Source organism: Pseudomonas sp. 18058 (assembly GCF_902706155.1).
GTDB lineage: Bacteria > Pseudomonadota > Gammaproteobacteria > Pseudomonadales > Pseudomonadaceae > Aquipseudomonas > Aquipseudomonas rustica.
Genome location: NZ_CACSJY010000119.1, coordinates 1 through 1,161, shown reverse-complemented (window position 1 = coordinate 1,161; position 1,161 = coordinate 1). Strand labels below are relative to the sequence as shown.

The window sequence follows — 1,161 nt, the reverse complement described above, 5'->3', positions numbered from 1 at the left end:
GCTTGTATGGTAGGACTCGAAGGGGTGGGTGGGACCAAAAGCCAGCTTCTGACTGTTAGCCCAGTACAGACTGTGGGAGACATCGGCCCCACCCCTTCCACCAAAGCGCCGATAAAGAATGCTTCGTTCTCTTAAGCGACGATAGAAACAAGCCTGCGCCTCTTGGTGAAACCCTTCGAGTGGAAAAACCTTACAGCGGGAGTGCGAAAAATGGCAATGGAAGTGAACCAATTTATTGTCGGTATCGATGTTGCGAAGGCCGAACTGGTCGTTCATTTCCAGGACAGCGGCACGCAGATGTCGCTTACCAATACCAAGCCTGAAATCAAGAAATGGCTGAGGCAGCAACCCGCCAATACTGCCTTGTGCGTTGAAGCCACCAATGTCTATCACTTGGACGTGGTGGAGATGGCTTATGAAAAAGGCTTCAAAGTCTATGTTGTTGATGGTTTTCAGCTTAGCAATTACCGAAAAAGTATCGGCGGTCGGGTTAAGACTGACTCGAGCGATGCCGCTTTACTCGCTCGTTATTTGGAGCGAGAAGGCCGGGAGCTGCGCGCTTGGACTCCGCCACCAGCAGTGTATGGCAAGCTTCAAAGCCTCCTGCGCCGCAGGGCTGCGCTGGTCACAATGCGTACGGCTCTAAACCAGAGCTGGAGCAATGAAAAGCTACTAAAAACCGCCTTCAAGAGTTTCACCAAGCAAATAGACAGGTTGGATCTGCTGGTTCAAAAGAAACTTAAGGAGTTGCTCAAAGAGGCAGGATTACTTGAGCAGGTAGCTCGCTGCCAAGCCATCGAAGGGATCGGTTTTTTGACAGCCACAGCCTTGGTGATGGCGTTTATCCGAGGTGAGTTCAAGAGCAGTGATGCTTACATCGCTTTCATTGGCATGGACTTGAGAATTTCTGACTCTGGGGAAAAAACCGGACGTCGTCGTTTGACCAAGCGAGGCTGCTCGGAAATTCGCAGGCTTTTGCACAACGCCTCCATGTCCGCCAGCCGCACAGCGGCCTGGAAGGAAACCTATGAGCATCATCGAAACAAGGGCAAGGCCACCACTGAAGCGCTGGTGATTTTGTCACGTAAACTCGCGCGTATTGCATACGCGCTGCTGAAGAGCGAGAAAGCATACGTCAGCAAAACTGCCTAAAAAACGTTG

1 protein-coding gene is annotated in these 1,161 nt (G+C 51.4%); it reads left to right on the top strand.

Annotated features, from left to right (window positions below):
* Positions 1-210 precede the first annotated feature (210 nt).
* Positions 211-1,152: an IS110 family transposase gene (locus tag GVL50_RS28420; RefSeq protein WP_159815846.1), complete on the top strand. Its 942-nt coding sequence runs from the start codon at positions 211-213 to the stop codon at positions 1,150-1,152.
* Positions 1,153-1,161 lie beyond the last annotated feature (9 nt).